The 19,802-nt window shown below is 65.4% G+C and carries 14 protein-coding genes; 9 read left to right on the top strand and 5 right to left on the bottom strand.

Annotated features, from left to right (window positions below):
- Nucleotides 1–15: 15 nt before the first annotated feature.
- Nucleotides 16–906 carry an alpha/beta fold hydrolase gene (locus OKW40_RS17640; protein WP_429294382.1) on the bottom strand — a complete coding sequence of 297 codons (891 nt, stop codon included), beginning with the start codon at nucleotides 904–906 and terminating at the stop codon, nucleotides 16–18.
- Nucleotides 907–1,220: 314 nt separating this feature from the next.
- Here OKW40_RS17640 and OKW40_RS17635 point away from each other — a divergent pair, with 314 nt between their 5' ends.
- Nucleotides 1,221–2,180, top strand: a complete 960-nt coding sequence (locus tag OKW40_RS17635) for an NAD(P)H-dependent flavin oxidoreductase (RefSeq protein ID WP_429356499.1) — start codon at nucleotides 1,221–1,223, stop codon at nucleotides 2,178–2,180.
- Between the two features lie 38 nt (nucleotides 2,181–2,218).
- Here OKW40_RS17635 and icmF read toward each other — a convergent pair whose 3' ends face one another.
- From icmF to OKW40_RS17615, 4 genes are all read right to left on the bottom strand, one after another.
- Nucleotides 2,219–5,599 carry a fused isobutyryl-CoA mutase/GTPase IcmF gene (gene icmF, locus OKW40_RS17630; RefSeq protein WP_429490728.1) on the bottom strand — a complete coding sequence of 1,127 codons (3,381 nt, stop codon included), beginning with the start codon at nucleotides 5,597–5,599 and terminating at the stop codon, nucleotides 2,219–2,221.
- Between the two features lie 118 nt (nucleotides 5,600–5,717).
- Nucleotides 5,718–6,650 (bottom strand): LysR family transcriptional regulator, encoded by a 933-nt coding sequence (locus OKW40_RS17625; RefSeq protein WP_184051262.1) that lies wholly within the window; start codon nucleotides 6,648–6,650, stop codon nucleotides 5,718–5,720.
- 151 nt (nucleotides 6,651–6,801) lie between these two features.
- Nucleotides 6,802–7,887: a porin gene (locus tag OKW40_RS17620; RefSeq protein WP_184062688.1), complete on the bottom strand. Its 1,086-nt coding sequence runs from the start codon at nucleotides 7,885–7,887 to the stop codon at nucleotides 6,802–6,804.
- A 504-nt stretch (nucleotides 7,888–8,391) separates the two neighbouring features.
- Nucleotides 8,392–8,928: a hypothetical protein gene (locus tag OKW40_RS17615; RefSeq protein ID WP_429490726.1), complete on the bottom strand. Its 537-nt coding sequence runs from the start codon at nucleotides 8,926–8,928 to the stop codon at nucleotides 8,392–8,394.
- 555 nt (nucleotides 8,929–9,483) lie between these two features.
- Between OKW40_RS17615 and OKW40_RS17610 the strand changes: the two genes are divergently transcribed.
- From OKW40_RS17610 to OKW40_RS17575, 8 genes are all read left to right on the top strand, one after another.
- Nucleotides 9,484–10,509 (top strand): bile acid:sodium symporter family protein, encoded by a 1,026-nt coding sequence (locus tag OKW40_RS17610; protein ID WP_184062690.1) that lies wholly within the window; start codon nucleotides 9,484–9,486, stop codon nucleotides 10,507–10,509.
- Nucleotides 10,510–10,879: 370 nt separating this feature from the next.
- Nucleotides 10,880–11,866 (top strand): LacI family DNA-binding transcriptional regulator, encoded by a 987-nt coding sequence (locus OKW40_RS17605; protein ID WP_090805561.1) that lies wholly within the window; start codon nucleotides 10,880–10,882, stop codon nucleotides 11,864–11,866.
- A complete protein-coding gene (locus tag OKW40_RS17600) occupies nucleotides 11,863–13,164 on the top strand; it encodes an AGE family epimerase/isomerase (protein WP_429490724.1) in 1,302 nt (433 codons plus the stop codon). Before OKW40_RS17605 ends, OKW40_RS17600 begins: the two co-directional genes overlap by 4 nt.
- Nucleotides 13,161–14,069, top strand: coding sequence for a carbohydrate kinase family protein (locus tag OKW40_RS17595; RefSeq protein WP_429490722.1), 909 nt, complete (start codon nucleotides 13,161–13,163; stop codon nucleotides 14,067–14,069). Before OKW40_RS17600 ends, OKW40_RS17595 begins: the two co-directional genes overlap by 4 nt.
- A 153-nt stretch (nucleotides 14,070–14,222) precedes the next feature.
- Nucleotides 14,223–14,453 carry a hypothetical protein gene (locus OKW40_RS17590; RefSeq protein WP_018419210.1) on the top strand — a complete coding sequence of 77 codons (231 nt, stop codon included), beginning with the start codon at nucleotides 14,223–14,225 and terminating at the stop codon, nucleotides 14,451–14,453.
- Between the two features lie 76 nt (nucleotides 14,454–14,529).
- A complete protein-coding gene (locus OKW40_RS17585; RefSeq protein WP_184051250.1) occupies nucleotides 14,530–14,775 on the top strand; it encodes a hypothetical protein in 246 nt (81 codons plus the stop codon).
- 222 nt (nucleotides 14,776–14,997) lie between these two features.
- On the top strand, nucleotides 14,998–15,960 hold the full coding sequence (locus tag OKW40_RS17580; protein ID WP_187612568.1) for an ion channel: 963 nt from the start codon (nucleotides 14,998–15,000) through the stop codon (nucleotides 15,958–15,960).
- A gap of 243 nt (nucleotides 15,961–16,203) precedes the next feature.
- Nucleotides 16,204–19,791: an indolepyruvate ferredoxin oxidoreductase family protein gene (locus OKW40_RS17575; RefSeq protein ID WP_429490720.1), complete on the top strand. Its 3,588-nt coding sequence runs from the start codon at nucleotides 16,204–16,206 to the stop codon at nucleotides 19,789–19,791.
- Nucleotides 19,792–19,802 lie beyond the last annotated feature (11 nt).

Below are 19,802 nucleotides of genomic sequence, written 5' to 3'. Positions count from 1 at the left end.
GAAGCAGCCCGGCGCTTATTGTTCGAGCGTCTCGAAAAACGACAGCATCTCGGCGACCAGTTCGTCCGGCGCTTCCTCGGGCAGATAGTGCCCGCACGATAGCGCGCGGCCGCTCACGTCGCGCGCGACATGCCGCCATTCGTCGAGCGCATCGAAGCATTTTTCGATCACACCCTTGTCGCCCCACAGCACCCGCAGCGGACAGCCGATCTTGTTGCCGCGCTCGATATCGGCGCGATCATGTTCGAGGTCGATGCTCGCCGACGCGCGATAGTCCTCGCACATCGCGTGCACCGCACCCGGTTGCGCGAGCGCCGCCCGATACGCGTCGAGCGCGGCGGGATCGAACGGTGCGAGACCCGCGTGACGTCCGCCCATCACCGCGTCAACATAGGCGGCCGGATTTGCGCCGATCAACGTTTCGGGCAGCGGCTCGGGCTGGATCAGGAAGAACCAGTGGAAGTAGTGCGTTGCGAACGCGCGGTCGGTGGCTTCGTACATCGCGAGTGTCGGCGCGATATCGAGCAGCATCAAACGCTCGACCGCGTCGGCGTGATCGAGCGCCATCCGGTGCGCGACGCGCGCGCCGCGATCGTGCGCACAGACGAGGAAGCGCTCGAAGCCGAAGTGGCGCATCACCGCGACCTGGTCGGCGGCCATCACGCGTTTCGAATACGGTGCGTGCGCGGCATCGCTCGGCGGTTTGCCCGACGCGCCATAGCCGCGCAGATCGGTTGCGATCACCGTGAAGTGCTGCGCGAGCGGCGCGGCGCAGCGTTCCCAGATCAGATGCGATTGCGGATGGCCGTGCAGCAGAAGCAGAGGCGGCCCGGCGCCGCCCTTCACTCCGAAAATGTCGACATCGCCCACGGCGACGCGAAAAGACGTGAAATTTTCGAAGGCCATGACGTCTCGTTGATCGTTTGAGGTCCGTGCATTGTAGAAGGCCAACAGGTCCGTGCGAGGTGGGATATCCCACGCAGACATGGAACCTGAATACTCCTTCGAACCGTTCCAAACGGGCCTACCGCGCGCGGGTCGCCCGCATCGCCTATAATCGAACGACCGTTCTTAAATGTTTGGCGCGACTTCGACATGCCGGTTTCGTTCGATTGCCACACGCATTCGCCGGTCAACACGCCGCAAGCCGTGTCGCTAAACTCATTCATCTATTCGCCGGCGCACGTCGCACCGGTTGGCCCAACCTGGAGACTCGCACCATGGCATTGCCCGCCGTTCTGCAAAACCTCGCGCTGCCCGTCGTCGCTTCGCCGATGTTCATCGTCAGCTATCCCGAACTCGTGCTGGCGCAGTGCAAGGCCGGTATCGTCGGCTCGTTCCCTGCCCTCAACGCGCGCCCGGCCGAACTGCTCGACGAATGGCTGACGCAGATCCAGGCGCAACTCGCCGGGCACAAAGCCGCGAACCCGGATGCGGTGATCGGCCCGATCGCGGTCAATCAGATCGTTCACCAGTCGAATGCGCGGCTCGAGCACGACGTGCGCGTCTGCGTCGAGCACAAGGTGCCGATCTTCATCACCAGCCTGCGCGCGCCGGCACGCGAGATCGTCGATGCGGTGCATAGCTACGGCGGCATCGTGCTGCACGACGTGATCAATCTGCGTCATGCGCAGAAAGCGCTGGAAGCCGGCGTCGACGGGCTGATTCTGGTCGCATCGGGCGCGGGCGGCCACGCGGGCACCACCTCGCCATTCGCGCTGGTCGGCGAGGTGCGGCGCATTTTCGACGGCCCGATCGTGCTGTCGGGCTCGATCGCCAACGGCGGCTCGATTCTCGCCGCGCAGGCGATGGGCGCGGACCTCGCGTACATGGGCACGCGCTTCATCGCCACCAAAGAAGCGCACGCGGTCGACAGCTACAAGCAGGCGATCATCAATGCGAAGGCGTCGGACATCATCTACACGAATCTGTTCACCGGCGTGCACGGCAACTACATCCGCGAGAGCATTACGAACGCGGGCCTCGATCCCGACGCGCTGCCCGAATCGGACAAGACCAGGATGAACTTCGGCGGCGACAAGACGAAGGCGTGGAAGGACATCTGGGGCGCGGGCCAGGGCGTCGGCCTGATGGACGACGTGCCGGACGTCGCCGAGCTCGTGCGGCGTCTGAAGAAGGAATACAACGACGCGAAGGCGCGGCTCGGCATCGCGCGCTGAGGTGAAGAACGGAGCGGGCCGGGCCGCCCGCTCGCGGCCTACATATTGCGCCGATACTGCCCGCCCACCTCGAACAGCGCGTGGGTGATTTGCCCGAGCGAACACACGCGCACCACGTCCATCAGCACCGCGAACACGTTGCCGTCGTCGATCACCGCGCGCTTGAGGCGTTCGAGCGCCTCGGGCGCGGCGTCGCGGTGGCGCGCCTGGAAGTCGCGCAACCGCCGCAGCTGACTCTGCTTCTCCGCGTCGGTGGAACGCGCGAGCACCAGCGGCCGCGGCGCTTCATGCGGATGCGCGCTCAGGAACGTATTGACGCCGACGATCGGATACGAGCCGTCATGCTTGCGATGCTCGTACAGCATCGACTCGTCCTGAATCCGTCCGCGCTGATAGCCGGTTTCCATCGCGCCGAGCACGCCGCCGCGCTCTGTCAGCCGCTCGAATTCGGCGAGCACAGCCTCCTCGACCAGATCGGTCAATTCATCGATCACGAAACTGCCCTGATTCGGATTCTGGTTCTTCGCGAGCCCCCATTCGCGATTGATGATCAGCTGGATCGCAACTGCGCGGCGCACCGATTCCTCGGTCGGCGTCGTGATCGCTTCGTCGAACGCATTGGTGTGCAGCGAGTTGCAGTTGTCGTAGATCGCGATCAGCGCCTGCAGCGTCGTGCGGATGTCGTTGAAATCGATCTCCTGCGCGTGCAGGCTGCGGCCCGACGTCTGCACGTGATACTTGAGCTTCTGACTACGCTCGCTCGCGCCATAGCGCTCGCGCATCGCGACCGCCCAGATGCGTCGCGCGACGCGGCCGAGCACCGTGTACTCCGGGTCCATGCCGTTCGAGAAGAAGAACGACAGATTCGGCGCGAAGTCGTCGATCGACATGCCGCGCGCGAGATACGCCTCGACGTAGGTGAAGCCGTTCGCGAGCGTGTACGCGAGCTGCGAGATGGGGTTCGCGCCGGCCTCGGCGATGTGATAGCCGGAAATCGACACCGAATAGAAATTGCGCACGCCGTGTTCGACGAAATACGCCTGAATGTCACCCATCACCTTCAGGCTGAATTCGGTCGAGAAGATGCAGGTGTTCTGCCCCTGGTCTTCTTTCAGGATGTCGGCCTGCACGGTGCCGCGCACGTTTTCGAGCGCGGCGCGGCGCGTTGCGGCGAGTTCGGCTTCGGTCAACAGGCGGCCTTGCTGTTGCTCGCTCAGCGCGATCCGCTGGTCGATCGCGACGTTGAAGAACATCGCGAGGATCGTCGGCGCGGGGCCGTTGATCGTCATCGAGACCGACGTATCCGGCGAGCACAGATCGAAGCCGTCATACAGCGTCTTCATGTCGTCGAGCGTCGCGACCGACACACCCGAATTGCCGACCTTGCCGTAGATGTCCGGGCGCTCGTGCGGCTCCTCACCGTAAAGCGTCACCGAGTCGAACGCGGTGGATAGCCGTTTGGCCGGCATGCCTTCCGACAGCAGCCTGAAGCGACGATTCGTGCGCTGCGGATCGCCCTCGCCCGCGAACATGCGCGTCGGGTCCTCGTTCTCGCGACGAAACGGAAACACGCCAGCGGTGAATGGGAAATAGCCGGGCAGATTGTCGAGCATCAGCCAGCGCAGGATCTCGCCGTGATCGACGAATTTCGGCAGCGACACTTTGCGGATTTCGGAGCCGGACAGCGTCGTGACCGTCAGCGCGGTGCGGATTTCACGCTTGCGGATGCGCACCACATGTTCGTCGCCCGCATAGGCGGCCACCGTTTGCGGCCACGCGTCGAGCAGCTTGCGTTCGCGCTCGCCGAGCGCGGCGCCGCGTTGGTCGATCAGCGCATCGAGCGACGAGGCGTCGCTGCCCGCCTCGCCGAGCATGCGGCGCGTCTCGACGATCTGCCAGCGTTCCCGCGCGATTTGCGCCTGCGCGTCGGCCCGCGCTCGATAGCCGCGTACCGTCTGCGCGATGTCGGCCAGATAGCGCACGCGCGCGGGCGGCACGATTGCATGCAGGTTGCTCGAAAAGCGCAGGCCTTCGGTCGCGCCGAGCCGTGCGCCGCCCTCGCGCAGGCCGTGCGTGCGCAGCGCATTAGCGATGCGCCGGTACAGCGCGCTCACGCCGTCGTCGTTGAAGCGCGACGCGATCGTGCCGAACACCGGCATCGCGTCGGGCGATGTCGCGAAGTCCCCACGATTGCGCTGCACCTGCTTCGCGACGTCGCGCAGCGCATCCTGCGCACCCTTGCGATCGAATTTGTTGATCGCGACGAAGCTCGCGAAGTCGAGCATATCGATCTTCTCGAGCTGGCTCGCGGCGCCGAACTCCGGCGTCATCACGTACAGCGATTCGTCGACGAACGGCACGATCGCCGCATCGCCCTGACCGATCCCCGACGTCTCGACGACGATCAGATCGAAGCCCGCCACCTTGCACAGCATCAGCGCGGCGGGTAGCGAATCGGAGAGTTCGGTCGACGCCTCGCGCGTCGCCATCGAGCGCATATAAATGCGGGCGCCGTCGCCCCAATCGCCGATCGCATTCATGCGGATGCGGTCGCCGAGCAGGGCGCCGCCGGATTTTCGGCGCGACGGATCGATCGCGAGCACGGCGATGTTCAGCGAGTCGCCGTAGTCGAGCCGGAAACGGCGGATCAGCTCGTCGGTCAGCGACGACTTGCCCGCGCCGCCGGTGCCGGTGATGCCGAGCACCGGGATGCGTGGCGCTTGCGCGAGCGTCGCTAGCTGGTCGCACGCGGCGGCGTCGACGCTGTTCGTTTCGAACGCGCTGATCAGTTGCGCGAGGCGGCGCAAGATCGGCGCGGCGGGATCGGCGGGGTGCGAGCCAGCAGCAGTGCCAGCGTGCGGAGCATGGGCCTCACCGCAACGCGGCAACGGCCGCGCGGCCAGCTCGGCGAGCCATTCGCGCACCGGCGTCGGCCGCGCCGCGTCGGCCGCGCGCGCCCCTTCGACGCAGCGCGCGATCATGTCGTCGATCATGCCTTGCAGACCGAGCCGCTGACCGTCGTGCGGCGAGTAGATTTTTTCGACACCGTCGCGTTCGAGCGCGGCAATTTCCTCGGGGACGATCACGCCCCCGCCGCCGCCGAACACCTTGATGCGCTCGCCGCCGCTTGCACGCAGCAAATCCACCAGGTAGCGGAAGTATTCGTTGTGGCCGCCCTGATAGCTCGACACGGCGACGCCGTCGGCGTCCTCGTTGAGCGCGGCGGTCGCGACTTCGGCGACTGAGCGGTTGTGGCCGAGGTGGATCACCTCGACGCCGCTTGCCTGCAGGATGCGCCGCATGATGTTGATCGACGCGTCGTGGCCGTCGAACAGCGCGGCGGCGGTGACGAAGCGCAGGCGCCGGCCCGCGGGCAGTTCGTGGCTGCCGGCACGCTGCGGCGTGGACAGATCGGTCATGTCTCCCCCAGATCATTTAACTGATGGGTGCTCACAATCAGTATATAGAAACGGGGTAACACGGCGCCGGGGCGCGGGGCGGGCGATTGGCGACGTATGCTCGGTGCTTCGCGACACGCTACCGCACCGCCAACGCCTTGATTTGGTCGAGCGACGGCCACAGCGATTCGTTTGCGAACCGCGCCGCCAGAAAATCGACGAATGAGCGCACCTTGGCCGAGAGATGCCGCCGGCTCGTGTAGACGACGTGGATCGGCAGCTCCCGCGGCGGCACCTGGTCGACGAGCAGCGGCACGAGCCGCCCTTCGGCGAGATCGCTGCCGATCACCTCGGTGCCCAGCATCGCGATGCCCGCGCCATGCAGCACGACCACGCGCTGGGCCTCGAGCTGATTGACGATCAGGTTGCCCGACAGGCGCACACGCGAGCCCGCGTCGCCGGTCGCGACTTCGAGCGCCGATACGCCCGCGTACTGCAGATAGTTGTGGCGCGCGAGATCGGCGACGCTCTTCGGCGTGCCATGCTTGCGCAGATAGGCGGGCGATGCGCACAGCACCAGATGCGCGGTCGCGATCTGCCGCGCGATCAGCGACGACGACTTGAGCCCGCCCGGCGACGCGCGGATCGCGACGTCGAAGCCCTCGTCGATCAGTTCGACGACGCGGTCGGACAGTGTCATATCGACGGTGACCTGCGGATACTGCGCGGCGTAGTCCGCGACCGCGGCCATCACGTGATTCAGGCCGAACGCCGACAGCGACGACACCCGCAGCCGCCCGTGCGGCACGACGCTTGCCGCGCCGACCGCCTGGCCGGCTTCGTCGAGCTCGGTGAGCGCCTGACTCAGCCGCTCGTAGTACTCGCGGCCTGCCTCGGTCGGCGCGACGCGACGCGTGGTGCGGTTCAGGAGCCGCGCGCCGAGCTGCTGCTCCAGATGCATCACGTGCTTGCTCGCCATCGCCGCCGACATCTCCATCTTCTCCGCCGCGCCGACGAAACTGCCGGCTTCGACCACGTGGCGAAACACTTTCATGCTGACGAGGGTGTCCATCTCAGTCGCTCGCTTCAGGAATCAATCGACGTCATTTTGCCGGGTTTATCAAAAGAACGGCAGCAAACGCTCGTATTCGGCGGCGCCCGAAATCGACAAAGCCCGCGTTCCGGGCGGAACGCGGGCTTTGCGGTGACACCGTGAGCCGAGATCAGAACTTCGCGCGCAACCCCGCGCCATATGTATTGCCGCTCGACTGACCGGTGATGTGGTCATACAGGTACGCGGCATAGACATCGGTGCGCTTGGACAGCGGATAGTCGTAGCCGACCGCCGCCGTCTGGCGCGTCTGGTTCGAACCGCCGCCGTTACGCGAATACGCATACGAAGCCATCACCGAGCCAGGCCCGAACGGCACCGTGACGCCGCCCTGACCCGTGTTGACGTGCCAGCTCGTGACCTGCTGGTCGTTGTACGTGTACATGTACTGGCCGTACAGCTTGACGAACTTCAGGTCGTACGACACGCCCGCCTGCGCGACGCTCTGGCTGCGCAGACCCGGCACGCCCGACGTTTCGAAGCTGCCGAGGTCGCCCGGCACGTTGTTGAAGTTCACGTACTGGTACACCGCGGTCGCCGCGAACGGCCCGTGGAAGTACAGCACCTGGCCGCTCCACTTCTTCGCGCCGTTCTGGGTCGTGTTGCCGAGCGCGTACATCGCGGTCGCCGAAAGGCCGTTGAAGTTCGGCGACGTATACGACACCGCATTGTTCCAGCCCGAGTCGCCGGTCACGCCCTGGTCGGTCGTGTAGGTCGGGAAGGTGCCGAGGCCGAGGTACACGTGATAGACCATCGGCGAGAACCAGTACGAATCGACGAACGGGTTGAACAGGATCGTCGACACGAACAGCGGCGTCGTCAGGCGGCCGGCGGTCACCGTACCGTACGGCGATTCGATGCCGACGTACGCGTTGCGCGAGAACGTCGTGTCGCCGGTGAAGCGGCCGTACTCGCCGGTTTGCGCGCGGAAGAAGCCTTCGATAGTGAAGATCGCCTTGTAGCCGTTGCCCAGATCCTCGGTCCCCTTGAAGCCCCAGTACGACGTCGACATGCCGCCGCCCGACACGACCACCGCGGTCTTGCCGCCCGGAAACTTCTGCGAGCCGACCCATTCGTCGACCTGGCCGTAGAGCTGCACGCTCGATTGCGCGAACGCCGACGACGCGCTCGCCAGCGCGACGACGCATGCGGTGGCCTTGAGAGTAGTCTTCAGCGCGCTGCTGAGGCTTGTGTTCATGGGTTCTCCAATCTTTGTCAAAAGGGTGTGGCTGTGCGAAAGGGGGCGCTCGCGCGAAACGTCGTTGTTATCCGTTCGATCGTCGAGTCAATCTGGGCGGGTCCCATCTTTGCGGACCATTTTTATGAACAAAAATATCGCTGCTTATTGCGGGTATATCGGTCTGATTAGTTTGGTCGGTTATCGGCTTGATATGACGCTTCAGAGCGGACTGGCGCCGCCCCTTGGACGCAATGCGGCATGCGGCGAACGGCGCGCCACAGCGTGCTTGAACGCCTTAAATGACGGGCCGATGGCGCGACGCGGCAGAATGCCAAGATTTGACGCTGACCGGTAATTCGATGCCGGGTGTTTTCAAAAAAGTGTGGCGTCGAAACGTCAGATTCGGGGCTACAGCGCAGAGGAAGGCGCGCGAAGCCGCGCGAGGGATCGCGGGAAGGATCTGGAAGACGGGTTTCGGGACTGCGGTTGGGGCGGTGCGGTGGTTTGCGAAATCGCGCTCAGCTAATTCCGGTACGGTGAACCGCCCGGCTGACGCGGATCGTCGGCTGGGCGTTGCAGCGGGCGTGCTGCGCCACGCTCTTCGTTGTAGCGGGCGACGTCGGCGCGGATCGAGCCGTTGCGCATCGGCATGTTGGACGGGGGATGCGGCACCGGACGCGACTCCGCGCTGACCGGCGTGATCGCGCCCGCATAGCCGGACGGATCGCCGACACGGCGCATGCCGGACTTGTAGCTGCCGAAGCCATAACCGAAATTGGCGTCCGCGATATTCGCGTTGCCGCGCTGCGCGCGTGCGTCACGAGAAGCCATCGCATTGCGCGAGCCGCGCACAGCAGGTGCGCCGCCCGCACCGGCATAACGGCCGTCGCCACGCATCTCCATGCGCGGCGCGCGCCCGGCAGTGTCGCGCGAATGAGCGCCGCCCGCGGCGGCACCGCCGCCATGCGGCCCACCCGGCTCCTTCGCATAAGCGAACGAGCACAGCACGGCGATGACCGCGCCCCACGCCCAGTGCCTCGTTCTCGACAACCCGTCCACCTGTGACTCTCACGCCCGAAGACTTGCCTGAAATCCACCGTTCGAGCTGCGATGGACCTGTTGCGGGAGGAGAAAAGCGCCGCGTTCCTGTCGCGGCGCAGGGCATCCCTGCGGCCTTTGAACGAGTAATTTATGGTCGGGGGCAGAGGGTGTCGAGCCAAAAAGTGTTAGGTCTCGTCGGTGGATGTAACACCCTGTTACTGCGGCCTTTTTCCGCGCCGGAGCCCTCGTGCGGACGCGCCTCGGCGGCTTGCTGGCCGGCGTTTTCGCCTGGCCCGCGCGGGTGCCGTTTGTTGCAAATAAACGCCGCTTGCAACGTCAATGGTTAAACGGTTTGTCGCGAGAAAGCACCTCGCCAATACTGAGACCTGGCACGTCGCACGAATGGGCTCGGTCTGATTGGGGAGTCAATGCGCAAACTTCATTAATCGATTCGGCAAATGAATTTGCGTTTTCAATCGGCTTTCGACAACAATAGCCGCTTTCCATTGGCATGGACCACGCCTGACAGACCCGTCCCATGCTTACACCGCGTCATTGAATCGAGATTGCGACATGGCCCGCCCGAAATTCCTGCCCGATAACTTCACCCTGTGCCTCGTCGGCACCGTGATCCTCGCCAGCTTCCTGCCCGTTCATGGGCAGGCCGCCGTGGGGTTCAACTGGGTGACGAACATCGCGGTCGGCCTGCTGTTCTTCCTGCACGGCGCCAAGCTGTCACGCGAGGCGATCATTGCGGGCGCGACGCACTGGCGCCTTCACCTCGTGGTGCTGCTGAGCACGTTCGCGCTGTTTCCGCTGCTCGGCCTCGCGCTTAAACCGGTCCTTTCGCCGCTGGTCACGCCGTCGCTCTACGCCGGCGTCCTCTTCCTCTGCACGCTGCCGTCGACGGTCCAGTCGTCGATCGCGTTCACGTCCATTGCCAAGGGCAACGTGCCGGCCGCGGTATGCAGCGCGTCCGCCTCGAGCCTGCTCGGCATCTTCTTCACTCCAGCACTCGTCAGCGTCATCGTGACGAATCAGGCCGCGAGCGGCGGTGCGTCGCCGTGGCATACGATCGGCAACATCGTGCTGCAACTGCTCGTGCCGTTCGTTGCCGGCCAGCTGCTGCGCCCGCTGATCGGCAAGTGGATCGAGAAGAATCGCGGCGTGCTGAAGTTCGTCGACCAGGGCTCGATCCTGCTCGTCGTCTACGGTGCGTTCAGCGAGGCCGTCACCGAAGGCCTGTGGCACACGATTCCGCTGTCGGCGCTCGGCGGCCTCGTCGTGGTGAGCGCCGTGCTGCTCGCGCTCGCGCTGGCCGTGACGATCTTCGCGAGCAAGCGGCTCGGCTTCAGCCGCGCGGACCAGATCACCATCATCTTCTGCGGCTCGAAGAAGAGCCTCGCCGCCGGCGTGCCGATGGCCAAGGTGATCTTCGCGTCGCATGCGGTCGGCGCCGTGGTGCTGCCGCTGATGCTGTTCCACCAGATTCAGCTGATGGTCTGCGCCGCGCTCGCGCAACGCTGGGGCGCCCGCGACCTCAGCGGCGAGAGCAATGCCGCGGCGCGGCGACCCGCCGCCGCCGTCGCGCGCCGTTGAAAACACACGCAATGCAAACAGGACATTCATAAGCGCCCTCCCTGAGCGTCGTTTTGATCGTGTGAAGCAAGCCGCCTTCGGGCGGCTTTTCTTTTGGCTCTGCACTGGCCTTTGTCGTTATTTCACGCGCAAACGCTCTCGCTGTCGCCTCGGCCGGATGGCATAGGACGATTCTCGAACCGTCTCGAAAACGGCGGCCCGCCTGCTGTTTAGGCATTTTTACTAAACAACTTAATTTCCAACAAATCCATAAAATACGGGTATTTACTGGTGTCATGCTGGCGTTTTGCAAGCGGCTTTAGCTGCGTTTTACTATACAATCGCCCGACCTGAACCCGTGCTGCCTCGCCTCGCGCGGCAGCTTCATTCGATGGCCACAACCATCCGCGACGTCGCCCGCGCGGCCAGCGTTTCGATCGGCACCGTGTCGCGCGCGCTCAAGAATCAGCCGGGCCTTTCCGAGGCCACGCGCGAACGCGTCGTCGAAGCGGCGCGCCAGCTCGGCTACGACTCGGCGCAGCTGCGTCCGCGCATCCGCCGGCTAACCTTCCTGCTGCATCGTCAGCACAACAACTTCGCCGCGAGCCCGTTCTTCTCGCACGTGCTGCACGGTGTCGAAGACGCGTGCCGCGAGCGCGGCATCGTGCCGTCGGTGCTGACTGCCGGGCCGACCGAGGACGTGATTCACCAGATGCGCCTGCACGCGCCCGACGCCGTCGCGATCGCCGGCTTCGTCGAGCCCGAAACGCTCGCCACGCTGGTCGCGATGCAACGCCCGCTGGTGCTGATCGATCTATGGTCGCCGGGCTTGCGCTCGGTCAATCTCGACAACGCCGGCGGCGCCACGCTCGCAATGCGCCATCTGTTCGCGCAGCAGCGCAAGCGCGTCGCGTTCATCGGCGGCTCGCTCGCGCACTTCAGCATCGCCGAGCGCGCGCTCGGCTACCGGCGCGCATTCTTCGAAGCGGGGCTGCTGTTCGATCCGTCGCTCGAAGTGAACATCGACGCCGGGCTCGATCCCGACACCGGCGCCGCGCGCGCGATGCAGCGCCTGCTCGACGCGCCGGGCCCGCGCCCCGACGCCGTATTCGCGTTCAACGACGCCGCCGCGCTTGCCGCGCTGCGCGTGTGTCTCGCGCGCGGCTTCAGCGTGCCCGACGACATCGCGATCATCGGTTTCGACGACATCCCCGCCGCCGCCCACGCTACCCCGCCGCTATCGACGATCGCGGTCGACAAGGAAGCGCTCGGCCGACGCGGCGTCGAACTGCTGCTCGAAGACTCGCCCGCCGAACTCGAAGTCCGCTTGCCCGTTCAACTCGTTGCCCGTGCCAGTACTTTGGTGAAAACGCCATGACGCTAACCGATCCGCTTCAACTTTCCAGCGACGCCGCGAAGGCGCCGCCGTTCGCCAGCTTCCGCAAGCGCGAGTTCCTGCTCGCGCACATCGAAGACACGCTGCGCTTCTATGCGCCGAACGTGCTCGACCCGAGCGGCGGCTTCTACCACTTCTTGCGCGACGACGGTTCGATCTACAACCGCACCACGCGCCACCTGGTCAGCAGTTGCCGCTACGTGTTCAACTACGCGATGGCGTACCGGCAGTTCGGCGACCCGAAGCACCTCGAATACACGCGCCACGGCCTGCGCTTTCTGCGCGACGCGCACTGGGACTCGCAGCACGAGGGCTACGACTGGGAAATCGAATGGCGCGACAGCAAACGGCGCACGCTCGACGCGACGCGCCACTGCTACGGCCTCGCGTTCGTGCTGCTCGCGTACTCGCACGCGGCGATGGCCGGCATCGAGGAAGCGAAGCCGATGATCGGCGCGACCTTCGAGCTGATGGAGCACCGCTTCTGGGACGCCGCCGCCGGCCTCTATGCCGACGACGCGTCGGCCGACTGGCGTGTCAGCACGTATCGCGGGCAGAACGCGAACATGCATACCACCGAGGCGCTGCTCGCCGCGCATGAAGCGACCGGTCATCTGGTGTATCTCGATCGCGCCGAGCGCGTGGCGTCGAATATCACGCTGCGCCAGGCGAAGCTGTCGCAAGGACTCGTGTGGGAGCACTTTCACGCGGACTGGTCGGTCGACTGGCACTACAACGAAGAGGACAGCTCGAACATCTTCCGTCCGTGGGGCTTTCAGCCCGGTCATCAGACCGAATGGGCGAAGCTGCTGCTGATTCTCGAACGCTTCCGTCCGCTGCCGTGGCTGCTGCCGCGCGCGATCGAACTGTTCGACGCCGCGATGACGTACGCGTGGGACGAAGACCACGGCGGCCTCTACTACGGCTTCGGCCCCGACGGCACCGTGTGCGATCACGACAAGTACTTCTGGGTGCAGGCCGAAACGTTCGCGACCGCCGCGCTGCTCGGCAAGCGCACCGGCAACGAGCGCTTCTGGGACTGGTACGACGAGATCTGGCGCTATAGCTGGACGCACTTCGTGGACCACAAGTACGGCGCCTGGTATCGCATCCTCACCTGCGACAACCGCAAGTACAGCGACGAAAAGAGCCCGGCCGGCAAGACCGACTATCACACGATGGGCGCGTGCTACGAAGTGCTCGCCCATGCGCTCGGCGAAAACGCTGCGGCTGAATCAGCCGCTCCCGCCGCAGCGGCTTCCGCGGAGAAAGCACAATGAGCGCGACGACCAACCTCCCCGTTTTCGTATCCGCCGGCGACATCCTGACCGATCTCGTGCGCACCGGCGCATCGCACTGGCTGTCGCGTCCGGGCGGCGCGGGCTGGAACGCCGCGCGCTGCGTCGCGCGGCTCGGCCTGCCGACCGCGTGCGCGGGCTCGCTCGGCGTCGATAACTTTTCCGACGAGCTGTGGGACGCGAGCGTCGCGGCCGGCCTCGACATGCGCTTCCTGCAGCGCGTCGAGCGCCCGCCGCTGCTCGCGATCGTGCATCAGACCCATCCGCCCGCGTACTTCTTCATGGGCGAGAACGGCGCCGACCTCGCGTTCGAGCCGGCGAAGCTGCCCGCCGGTTGGATGAACGCGGTGAAGTGGGCGCACTTCGGCTGCATCAGCCTCGTGCGTCGGCCGCTCGGCGACACACTGGCGCAACTCGCCGCCCAGTTGCGTTCGCACGGCGTGAAGATCAGCTTCGATCCGAACTATCGCAACCTGATGGAGCACGGCTACGAGCCGACGCTGCGCAAGATGGCCGCGCTCGCGGATCTGATCAAGGTGTCGGACGAAGATCTGCGCATGATCTTCAAGACCAGCGACGAAGCCGCCGCGCTCGCGCAATTGCGCGCGATGAATCCCGCCGCCACCGTGCTCGTCACGCGCGGCCCCGAAGCGGCGATGCTGCTCGACGGCGCCGCGGTGATCGAGGCGAAGCCGCCGCGCGTCGAAGTGGTCGATACGGTCGGCGCGGGCGATGCGTCGATCGGCGGTCTGCTGTTCAGCCTGATGAGCGCGCCGCAACGCGGGTGGCCCGAGCATCTCGCATTCGCGCTCGCGGCCGGCGCGGCGGCTTGCGGGCACGCCGGCGCGCACGCGCCGACGCTCGACGAGGTGGTCGCGCTGCTATAAAACGCGACGCTGTAATTCTGCTGCCCTGGGGCGCGCGTAGCGTAACGGAAGTCGAGCACGTCGCGCGGCGCGAAGCTGCCCCGGGCGGGAACCGATCCCGCCACGCCGTGCTAGGATGAAAACATCGAAACCTTTGCGAAAAGGAGCGAGGCCATGGAGGACGTCACCTACACCAAAGGGCTCTACACGGCCACCGCGTCGATAAGAGAAGTCGCACATGACGCCTGGCAAGGTGTCGTCACCCTCGCGCGCGACGAAGGCGAACCCAGCGCCGATCAGGAAACCACGCTCTACGAAGTCGACTCGACGTCGTCGACGCCGGGAGAAGCGCTCGAAGAAGCCAAAGCGCTCGCACATCGTATCCTCGGGGAAATCGAACTGTAGGCCGAACCAGGGGCTGCGCGTCGCGCGTCCTCGCGCATCGGCGCGCCGCTGCCGGATCGGCCGGCTGGAGGCGATCATGGCTGAACAGCTGTTCCAATACGGCGTGTATTCGATTCACGTTCGTCCGCTCGAACTCAGTGGCGCGCGCTGGGACGCGGAATACGAAATCCGTCATCGCGAGAAGGCCGTCAAGGCGTGGACCACGGTCGGCGGCGACGCGGGTTATGCCGAGCAGGCCGAAGCGGTGGAAAGTGCGCATCGGCAGGCGGTCGACGATATCGAGCATGGCGCGGGAATTCCGAAGCCGCACGTGTTTCCGTGACGGCGGGTGGGTGTGGCGCGCGGCCGCGTCCGACCCGCTCGCCGCGCGTGATGCGACCTGACCCAGCCTGAATTCCGGGACGCGCCCGGAAGCATTTCAACGACGGCATCGCGCAACCTCGCACCCTGGCGATACATCGCGCCGCGCTGCCTTCGCACCGCGCGGAAACTCGCGCAGCGCGCCATGCTACGCTGTCCACGTCTTCATTCCCACGAGCGCGTGATGGCAAGCGAACCGTCAGACCGTTTTTCCACGCTCGGCGACACCGACGCGAGGCGCCGCGCGCGCGGCAGTCGCGAAATGCGTCTCGACGATCGCGTGGTGATCGCGCACGGCATGCCGACGCCGCTGTGGCAAGACCTGTATCACCGCGCGCTCGGCGTGCGCTGGCCGGGGTTCTTCGTGTCGCTCGCGCTGCTGTTCCTGCTGCTCAACATCGTGTTCGCCATGCTCTACATGCTCGGCGACGCTCCGATCGCGAATCAGTTTCCGAAGGGCTTCGGCGGTGCGTTCTTCTTTAGCGTCGAAACCCTTGCGACGGTCGGCTACGGCGACATGCATCCGCAAACCGTCTACGCGCACTGGATCGCGACGCTCGAAATCTTCATCGGCATGTCGAGCATCGCGTTGGCGACCGGACTGATCTTCGCGCGCTTTTCGCGGCCGCACGCGAAGATCATGTTCGCGCGCTACGCGGTGATCCGGCCGATCGACGGCCGCATGACGTTGATGGTGCGCTCGGCCAACGCGCGTCAGAACGTGATCGCCGAGGCACGCGCGCGGCTGCGCATCATGCGTCTGGAGACCTCGATCGAAGGCTTTACGCTGCGCAAGCTCTACGACCTCGCGCTGGTGCGCGACCAGCACCCGGTCTTCAAGCTCGGCTGGACGCTGATGCACATCATCGACGAAGCGAGCCCGCTGTTCGGCGAAAACGCCGAATCGTTGAAAGGCCGCGACGTTTCGCTGCTGCTCACGCTCGAAGGCATCGACGAATCGACGTCGCAAACCATGCAAGCGCGCCACATGTGGACCTGCGACCAGATCGTCTGGCAGCACCGGTTCGTCGACATCATGAGTGAGCGCGACGGCGTGAGCCACATCGACTACGCGCACTTCGACGAAATCGTGCCGCTCGATGCGGCACCGCTCCAACCGGACATCGCGGCGAACACGGCGCAATAGCAATAGCCATCGTCCCATTCGCCGCCTCACGACACCCCAGGGCATACCCGAAGCGCGCCGCCGCGTGGCAAATCCGGCTCAAAAGCGGGCCGAAACGCGCGACTCGTCGCGCCCATTCGCGCACGCCCGATTAAAGAAGAAATAATTCACTCTCGCGAGCGCTAAAAAATAGAGTCTCTTTCGCTGCGCGGCATCCGTGACCCCACCGCCCGCGCGCGAAGCCAGAACATTGGAGACTCCCCCATGACCGCTCGCCTGCCCATCGACGGCACGCCCGCACTCGCCGACTACAAGCTTTCCGACAATCTCACCGCGACGCGCGGCCGGATCTTTCTGACCGGCACGCAGGCGCTCGTGCGCCTCGCGCTGATGCAGCGCACGCTCGACAAGACCCGCAACCTGAACACGGCCGGTTTCATCAGCGGCTATCGCGGCTCGCCGCTCGGCATGGTCGATCAGCAGTTGTGGAAGGCAAAAAAACTGCTCGCCGCCAGCGACATCCGCTTTCTGCCCGCGATCAACGAAGAACTCGGCGGCACCGCCGTGCTCGGCACGCAGCGCGTCGAAGCCGATCCCGAGCGCACCGTCGATGGCGTATTCGCGATGTGGTACGGCAAAGGCCCGGGCGTCGACCGCGCGGGCGATGCCTTGAAGCACGGCAACGCGTACGGCTCGTCGCCGCACGGCGGCGTGCTGGTGGTCGCGGGCGACGATCACGGCTGCGTGTCGTCGTCGATGCCGCATCAGAGCGACTTCGCGTTGATCGGCTGGCACATGCCGGTCGTGAATCCGTCGAACATCGCGGACATGCTCGAATTCGGCCTGTATGGCTGGGCGTTGTCGCGCTTCTCCGGTGCGTGGGTCGGCTACAAGGCCATTTCGGAGACCGTCGAATCGGGCTCGACCGTCGATCTCGACGCGCTGCAAACCGAATGGACACCGCCACCGGAATTCGAAGCACCAGCCGGCGGTCTGCACAACCGCTGGCCCGATCTGCCGAGCCTGACGATCGAAGCGCGTCTGCACGCGAAGCTCGACGCGGTGCGCCAGTTTGCGCGCATGAACAGCATCGACAAATGGATCGCGCCGAGCCCGCACGCCAATGTCGGCATCGTCACCTGCGGCAAGGCGCATCTCGATCTGATGGAAACGCTGCGCCGGCTCGATCTGACGGTCGCCGATCTCGACGCGGCCGGCGTGCGCATCTACAAGGTCGGGCTGTCGTTTCCGCTGGAGATGACGCGCATCGACGCGTTCGTGTCGGGTCTGTCCGAAGTGCTCGTGATCGAAGAGAAAGGCCCGGTCATCGAGCAACAGATCAAGGACTATCTGTACAACCGCACACAAGGCACACGGCCGGTCGTGGTCGGCAAGCACGCCGAAGACGGCACGTTGCTGCTGTCGTCGCTCGGCGAATTGCGGCCGTCGCGCATTCTCCCGGTGTTCGCGAACTGGCTCGCGAAGCACAAGCCGGCGCTCGATCGCCGTGAACGCGTCGTCGATCTGGTCGCGCCGCAGATCCTGTCGAACGCGGCGGACAGTGTGAAGCGCACGCCGTACTTCTGCTCCGGCTGCCCGCACAACACGTCGACGAAAGTGCCGGACGGCTCGATCGCGCAGGCGGGCATCGGCTGTCATTTCATGGCGTCGTGGATGGAGCGCGACACGACCGGGCTGATTCAGATGGGCGGCGAAGGCGTCGACTGGGCCGCGCATTCGATGTTCACGAAAACCCGCCACGTATTCCAGAATCTCGGCGACGGCACCTACTTTCACTCCGGCATTCTCGCGATCCGCCAGGCGGTCGCCGCGAACGCGACGATCACCTACAAGATCCTCTATAACGACGCGGTCGCGATGACGGGCGGCCAGCCGGTCGACGGCAGCATCTCGGTGCCGCAGATCGCGCGGCAGGTCGAAGCCGAGGGCGTGTCGCGCTTCGTCGTGGTCAGCGACGAGCCGGAGAAATACGACGGCCATCACGGCCAGTTTCCGCAGGGCACGACGTTTCACCATCGCAGCGAGATGGACGCGGTGCAGCGCCAGTTGCGCGACACCGACGGCGTGACCGTGCTGATCTACGACCAGACCTGTGCGGCCGAAAAACGCCGGCGCCGCAAGAAGGGCGAATTCCCCGACCCGAACAAACGGCTCTTCATCAACGAGGAAGTCTGCGAAGGCTGCGGCGATTGCGGCGTGCAGTCGAACTGTTTGTCGGTGGAACCGGTGGAAACCGCGCTCGGTCGCAAGCGCCGCATCGATCAGTCGTCGTGCAACAAGGACTACTCGTGCGTGAACGGCTTTTGCCCGAGCTTCGTCACCATCGAAGGCGGTACGCTGAAAAAAGCCGCGGGCGACGCGTTCGATCCGCAGGCGCTCGCCACGCACGTCGACGCGTTGCCGATTCCCGCGACGCAACTCGATGCCGCGCCGTACGACATCCTCATCACGGGTGTCGGCGGTACCGGCGTCGTGACGGTCGGCGCCTTGATCAGCATGGCCGCGCACCTCGAAGGCAAGAGCGCGTCGGTGCTCGACTTCATGGGCTTCGCGCAGAAGGGCGGCGCGGTGCTGTCGTTCGTGCGCTTTGCCGCCCGCGACGAATGGCTGAACCAGGTCCGCATCGACACGCAGCAGGCCGACGTGCTGCTCGCCTGTGACATGGTGGTCGGCGCGAGTGCCGATGCACTGCAGACGGTGCGACATGGCCGCACGCGCATCGTCGTCAACACGCATGCGATTCCGAACGCGAGCTTCGTGCAGAACCCGGATGCGACGCTGCATGCCGACGCGCTGATCGACAAGATGCGTCACGCGGCCGGGGAAGAGCGTATGTCGACGTGCGACGCGCAAGCACTCGCAACGCGTTTTCTCGGCGATACGATCGGCGCGAACATTCTGATGCTCGGTTTCGCGTGGCAGCTCGGTCTCGTGCCGGTGTCGTTCGCCGCGATGATGCGCGCGATCGAACTGAACAACGTCGCCGTGCAGATGAACCAGCTCGCGTTCTCGATCGGGCGCATGGCCGCGGCTGATCCCGTCGCGCTCGAATCGCTGTGGCAGTCGCGTCATGCACCGAAGCCGAGCGTGCAGGTCGATACGCTCGACGAGCTGATCGCCCATCGCGAAGCACGGCTGCTCGCGTATGGCGGCGCGGCTTATGTGAAGCGCTATCGCGCGCTCGTCGGTGCGGCACGGCGCGCGGAGACCACCGTCGACGCGACGAGCGAGCGCGTGACGCGCGCGGTCGCGACGACGTTCTATCGCCTGCTCGCGGTGAAGGACGAGTACGAAGTCGCGCGCCTGCATACGGATGCCGCGTTCCGCGAAGCGCTCGAAGCGCAGTTCGAGGGCGTCGCCGGCAAGGACTTCACGATCCGCTTCAACCTCGCGCCGCCGACGCTCACGCGCGCGCAGCCCGGCGCCGTGCCAACGAAGAAAACCTATGGTCAGTGGATGTGGCCCGTGCTCGGCCTGCTCGCGAAATGGCGCGGTCTGCGTGGCTCTGCGCTCGATCCGTTCGGCCGCACGCTCGAGCGCAAGATGGAGCGCGAGCTCGCGAGCGATTACGAAGCCACGCTGCACCGTGCGCTAGCGAAACTCGACGCGGGCCATCTCGACGACGTCGCGAAACTCGCTGAACTGCACGCGCGCGTGCGCGGGTATGGGCACGTGAAGCTGGCGAATCTGGCGGGGGTCAAGCGTGGTGAGCGTGACCTCGCCGCGCGCCTCGGCATCGATGCGGCGACGGGTGTCGCGGTGAAGAAGTCGCTCGAGGAGATGAAGGGCGCCGGACAGTTGCGCGGCATTCCGGTGGTGGTCGCGAAGTAAGTGGTTCGTTG

Source organism: Paraburkholderia sp. RAU6.4a (assembly GCF_050435625.1).
GTDB classification, from domain to species: domain Bacteria; phylum Pseudomonadota; class Gammaproteobacteria; order Burkholderiales; family Burkholderiaceae; genus Paraburkholderia; species Paraburkholderia tuberum.
This window is presented reverse-complemented; position numbering and strand designations above follow the sequence as displayed.